The following is a 6,000-nucleotide window of genomic DNA, read 5'->3' as shown; positions in this document are numbered from 1 at the left end:
AATCGCCAGCTCGGCGGCTTCATACGAAATTCGCAACCCGTGACTCCACTGGGCGCGGGTTATTCAGAGATTCCCTAGGCCTGGTGACAGAGGTTTGGACATCGCGCGCAGTCGACCCATACGAAGTTGGCGTTCGCATCGATCTCGACGAACTGAAGGCGCAGCGCAACTTCCGCGTGGCGCGGCAGACCCGCCCCAAGGCCGACCACACCGCGCACGGCACCGAAATCGTCATCTCCAAGCTGAAGCCGGAGCAGCGCGCCTGGCTGGCGCGTGGTCAGAACACAACGGCGATGCGCAAGCATCTCGCCAAGGCCTACTCCGCCTTGCTATCGCCGGAGAGCGGTGGTGCCGTTTTCCGACTTGAACTCAATGGCACCCGAATTCAAGCGCGGCGGCATTGCACTTGGAGCGCCGAGCGTCATGTCGAAACCAGCAACGGCACGGTTCACGCCGTCGAGCGCTTCAACGTGGCGCTGCCCGCGCGCCGCTACTGCGCCGCCTGCATGCAGACATTGTCTGATGGCGAGACCGCGTGCCCCACGGGCAGCAGCTCCTGCCGGGTGGCCGCCGTCGAGCGGCGCGTGCGCGGCTGGGTAGGAATTCAGCGCTACCTGCACGACACCGATTTCGGCCTCGACATCATTCGCAACGGCCGCAAGATCGAGCTGGGCATCAAGGATCTGTTCGAGTGGCGCGAAGGCGAAAGCTCCGAGATCGAGTACCCGACCGACGATCAACGCAAACGCGGCCGGTTCGTTGGCGAGATCCATCTCGACCACTGCCGCGTGAGCTACACGAAGGATCGCTTCGAGCGCGACGATCCGGCGTGGGACGAAATGGTGCGCCTGGTACGTGGCGACGGTCCGCTGCAACCACTCAAGGCCAAGACGCTTGGTTATGGCGTCAACAACAGCCCGTTGTTCCGCCTGTTTCAGGCCTTCCGACGCACGTCACCGCAGGGGAAGAACGGCCTGTGGTCACGCATTCTCGTGGTGAAGGACAACGAGCGCGCGACCGAAATGGCGGCCTTGTTCGAGAACAACGAGCCGGACTACCTTGGCGATGACCGATGGTGGCAGCTTGTCGAGGAACAAGACGCGACGGTGCTCGGCGCTCCGTCCCCGACCACGCCGGGTGGCGCGCCCACTCCTGCGCCCGGAGACATTCCCCCTGGTTTCCTCGATGACGATGCCGGCGGCGGCACGGCGCCGCCCACTCCGCCGACCGGCGCGACCGTTTCGCCACCACCGCCCGCCCCGGCGCCCGTGCCGGAGCGCAGGCCGATCTTCGAGTTGACCCGGAAATACGTTCACCCGACCTATCGGGTCGAGTACGACGTACAGGGCTTCGCGGTCGATCCGCGCGATCCGGGTCTGGGCGCCGGCCATCCCTGGGCCTTGCCGCTTGTCGATGTCGCGACGCGCACTTATGCGTTCCTGACCAACACGGCGCATGACCTGTACCGCTCGACCACGATGACGCCCCTCGACGCGTTGCTGATCGAGTTGTCGCATCGCACGATGGACTTCCTGCGGCAGACGGCGCCGGACGTGACCTTTGCGTCGATTCTGGCGGACTTTCGCCGTGAGTATTGCGCCGACTCACGCCTTGACGCCGGCGAAATCATCGTCGAGGCGACCAACACGCTGGCGCAGATCGCGGCGTCGCTGCAAGGCAAGGTCGCGACCGGCGAGGGGACCGCGCTGCACGATGCATTGAGCGCGGCCGCCCGTGAAGCTATCGGCCGCAGGATGGTCGCGCGCGGAGTGGCCGCGCCGCGCGACGCGATCGCCTCGGGTGCGTTCCTAAACTACGCTGACCCACAAACGATCCGCGACTTCTTCCTTGCACATCCGGAACTGTTTCTCGACGGCAAGTACTGGGACGACCCATATGCTGCGCTTGACTATGGTTCGGCCGAGGTGAGCGACGAGGCGCGCCGCGCCGTGCGCGCGCGCTATGACGGCTATCTCGCGGATGCCGTATGGCTGGCGAGCCAGTCCCCGATGGACCTTGAAAGAACCGGGCGCGACGCCCTGATCAGGGCAAGCCTGTCCTTGAAGCTCCTCCGTCCCGACACAGCGGAGTGAGATGGAGACGTTCCTCGACACGCGACGGCTGCTGAACGGACCATGGCAAGCATTCGAGCGCGATGTCGCCCGGCTGCTAGTGGCGAACGGGTTCGAGGATGTGCGCGTGGTGGGCGGCAGCGGGGATAAGGGCGCCGATGTGCTGGGCGTCAAGGCTGGCGAGCTTTGGGTTGTCCAGTGCAAGTTCGTGTCGAATCAATATCCGACGCCCGACGCCGTCGATGAGGTTGTCGAGGCGGCGCGCTTCTACGAGGCGGACCGCATGGTCGTTGCGGCGTCGCGAGCCTTCGGGCCGGCGACGTTCGCCGCCGTCAAGAAGTGGGCCGCGTTGGGGATCAAGGTCGAACTACTGTCCGCGGCGACGCTCATCGAGATGGCGCGTCGATCGCCGGAATATCCACGCGCGCGGCGCGAGCTCCGGCCCTATCAGACTGAAGCGGCCGAGCAGTTCACGGGGGCGCTACGCGAAACGGGTAAGGGGCAGGTAGTCCTGGCGACTGGCCTCGGCAAGACCGTGGTCATGGCGGAGGTGGTTTCCCAGCTCTACCGCGAGGAAGCGATCCCGGAAGGCAAAGTTCTGGTGATGGCCGGCACGCGCGAGCTGGTTGATCAGCTTCAGCGGTCCTTTTGGGACCAGCTGCCGAAGTCGGTCTCGACGCATCGTCTGATGGGCGGTGAAGCGCCATCGTATTGGGATGGCATCACCTTCGCGACGGTGCAAAGCGTGATGTCCCGCCTCGATGATCTGCCGCGCTTTGGGCTGGTCCTTGTAGACGAGGCCCACCATGTTGGCTCCGAAAGCTTCCAGACCGTCGTTAAGGCTCTTAACGCGCCGATGCTTGGCGGCGTGACCGCGACCCCGTGGCGTGGCGACGGCTACGACATCGACCAAATTCTCGGCCAACCCGTCGTGCGTATGGGCATCGCCGAGGGTCTGCGTAAAGGCTTTCTGTGCGAGGCGGACTACCGCTTGCTGGCCGACAACGTGGACTGGGAGTTCGTGCGCGAGCGCTCCGTCCACAACTATTCCCTGCAGCAGCTGAACCGAAAGCTGCTCATTCCGACTCGGGACGAGGAAGCCGCCAAGATCATCCGCGAGTCATTCACGGCCGAGCGACGACGTGCTGGCGTTGTCTTCTGCTCCACGGTGGTTCACGCGCGCGCCTTTGCCGCCATGCTGCGTCTGTTCGGTTTACGCGCCGAGGCCATCACCGGCGACATGGAGCTGCGGACGCGCGATAAAACAATGGCGGCATTCCGGCGCGGCAATCTCGACATCGTGACCACGCGCGACTTGTTCAACGAGGGCGTGGACGTGCCTGACGTTGACATGATCGCGTTCATGCGCGTGACCCACAGCCGTCGCATCTTTGTCCAGCAACTTGGCCGCGGGCTTCGCTTGAGCCCGGGGAAAGACAAGGTGGTGGTGCTGGACTTCGTGAGTGATCTGAGGCGCATCGCCGAGGTCATTGAGCTGGAGCGCGCCGCCAAGGGCGAGCTCGAGACGCTGCGCATGGGCGGCCGCCTCGTGCAGTTCCGCGACATCGGCGCGAGCAGCTTCATGATGGATTGGATGAAGGATCAGGCGGACCTGTTCAATCGGGAGGGCGATCCGACGCTGGAACTGCCTGAGTTCGACTTTCCGCTGACCAGCGCACGAGGGAACGTCCAATGAAGCTGCCGGACGACGTGCGCGACCGCATCCGCGACATGCTTTGGGAGCGCGCCAACGACTTGGGCTGGTCAGGGCTGCCCGACGTCGAGCGATCGCGGTACTACGAACAATGGACCCGCGAAACGGCGATCGGTGGGATGCTTAGCCATTACATGGACCCGCGCAAGGTCCGCGTGTACATCAAGGATTCCCTGCTGAAGCCCTACGAGCGCGCCCGCGTGTCCGACACGGAGCAGGACATCCTCTCGGTCCTAGATATTGACCCCACTCGTGAAGTCGTGCATCGCTACATCAAACCGCACGGCCTCCGCTTCATCGATGGTGAGCTCATCGCCTGGGGCAAGAGCCGGGACTGGAAGCTGATCTTGATGGCGATGTACGAGCGAACCGCGCTCAATCATGGCACCTCGGCCTTTGGCACAGTGTTGCTGGAAAGCGGCAACACGGCGGACGACAGCACGCGCCTCTTGGTGCGGGGCGCGGCCGAGCGACTGGGCATAGCGCGGGTTGAATGGATCGACTGACGCGAGCTCGAGCGGATATCAATGAAAACAGCATTCGTTGGCTGGTACGCGAAGTCGCCCGAGCAACTCAGTGCCCTGTGGGACGCCGCGTTGATCGTCCCCGACACGAACATCCTTCTGCACCTGCTGCGTCACTCCGCCGAGGTGCGAGGCCAGCTCATGGACGTGTTCGAGCGCAAGAAGGCATCACTGTGGATTCCGTATCAGGTGGGGATCGAGTTTCAGCGTCGCCGACTGGACGTTCAGCAGCACGCGCTCGATGCCTACGACCGCCTCGGATCCGACCTGACCAAGTTCATTAATCAGGCGAAGGATGGCATCAATCAATATCGCGCGCACCCGGTGATCGACATCGAGCGGGAGCTTTCCGCGCTCGACGTGTTCCAGCGCGATTTCCAGCAGCGCATCGCTGCGGCCAAGGCCCGGCACTCCGCGGAAGAATTCAACGCGAGCTTCGCCAAGGTGACCGAGCTGTTCGAGGGCAAGGTGGGCGGGAAGCCCTCGGCCGAGCGCATCGCGGCGATTTTCAAGGATGGCAACGATCGGTACGCGAAGAAAGTCCCGCCCGGCTTCGAGGACACGAAGAAGGCGGCTGAGGGGGGGGATAAATTCGGCGATCTGGTGATCTGGATGGAGATGATCGAGAAGGCCAAGGTGGACAAGCGGCCGATCATCTTCGTCACCGACGACGGGAAGTCGGATTGGTGGCACATCCACCGCGGAAAGAAGATCGGTCCACACCCCGCGTTGATCGAGGAATTCCTGGCTACGACCGGGCAGGAGTTTCACATCTATGAGCTGCTCCAGTTCCTTCGCTACGCGGCCGGTACGGGATCGCAGATTAAGGAAGCATCCGTCCAGAAGATCGCCGACTCCATCTCTGCGGAGTCGGAGACCGAGTCGCCTAGCTCCGCAGCGGAGCGAGCCAAGTCACAACGCGCCCTGCGGACCGAGCTGCGCAGCAAGGAAACCGAACTTGATGGATTGATCAGATCGCTGATTGACCTTCCACCTGAGCCTCAGCAGCAGGCAACATCTGGAGACGAGACGAAGGCAGCGCTCAAGGCGCGGATCGGTGAGCTGACCCAGTTGGTGAATGCGATCCGTGAACGGCTGACCGACATCGAGGGTGACTCGTCGGCATGATTGGGCGCGTCCCGGCGCACGCAGCCAGACGCGCTGCGTCGTCGGCGCCTTGCTGGCAAACCGAGCGGCGATTTGGCGCAGTCTGGCGCAGGAGTAAGACCCCGGCCTGCAATGACACCAATATCTCGAAGTGCTACCCCAGTGGCCGGTGCCGGTGCGCCGGCGTCCCATAGTGGCGATGTCCGCCGATCCTGCCGGCGCTAGGCGTGCACTATGTTCGCCCTAAAGCCATTTACCTGGGCTACTCGGGCCTCCGACACACCAGGCTGCGGGCACTCCGCCAGAACCTGTTGCCTCAGCGCAGTTAGGGCCGCCGAACCTTCTTTAGCGTCGCGTATATTGCTGCAGATCGAAAGTTGAGCCAGCGGGGGGTGCGGACAAAACTCGGACGGGTTAAGCAGTGATTGCCAAGCTACTCCGGTAATGCACCGGACTTCGGTAGCGCAATTGCTCTCCTAGGCGAGGTTGCGTCCAACTACCCTGTTATAGAGGGCCGTCATGATGTGCCTAAGTAAACCAATTGTCCGGCGTATTTGCTGTAAACCAATTGCCTCAAAATCAA

At 63.2% G+C, this 6,000-nt stretch carries 4 protein-coding genes; all 4 read left to right on the top strand.

Going from position 1 to position 6,000, the window contains the following annotated elements:
* Nucleotides 1-83: 83 nt before the first annotated feature.
* From ACTIGJ_RS18045 to ACTIGJ_RS18030, 4 genes are read left to right on the top strand one after another with little or no spacing between them, the layout of a single operon-like run.
* Nucleotides 84-2,093 carry an ATP-binding protein gene (locus ACTIGJ_RS18045; RefSeq protein WP_439641717.1) on the top strand — a complete coding sequence of 670 codons (2,010 nt, stop codon included), beginning with the start codon at nt 84-86 and terminating at the stop codon, nt 2,091-2,093.
* A 1-nt stretch (nt 2,094) separates the two neighbouring features.
* Nucleotides 2,095-3,768, top strand: a complete 1,674-nt coding sequence (locus ACTIGJ_RS18040; RefSeq protein ID WP_439641716.1) for a DEAD/DEAH box helicase family protein — start codon at nt 2,095-2,097, stop codon at nt 3,766-3,768.
* Nucleotides 3,765-4,292, top strand: coding sequence for a hypothetical protein (locus ACTIGJ_RS18035; RefSeq protein ID WP_439641715.1), 528 nt, complete (start codon nt 3,765-3,767; stop codon nt 4,290-4,292). Before ACTIGJ_RS18040 ends, ACTIGJ_RS18035 begins: the two co-directional genes overlap by 4 nt.
* A 21-nt stretch (nt 4,293-4,313) precedes the next feature.
* Entirely contained in the window at nt 4,314-5,438 is a 1,125-nt protein-coding gene (locus ACTIGJ_RS18030; RefSeq protein WP_439641714.1) for a PIN-like domain-containing protein, read from the top strand.
* Nucleotides 5,439-6,000 lie beyond the last annotated feature (562 nt).

It is taken from the genome of Nevskia sp., from assembly GCF_051860985.1.
Lineage (GTDB): Bacteria > Pseudomonadota > Gammaproteobacteria > Nevskiales > Nevskiaceae > Nevskia.
The sequence above is the reverse complement of the archived record's forward strand: the minus strand, read 5'-3'. Positions and strand labels throughout refer to the sequence as shown.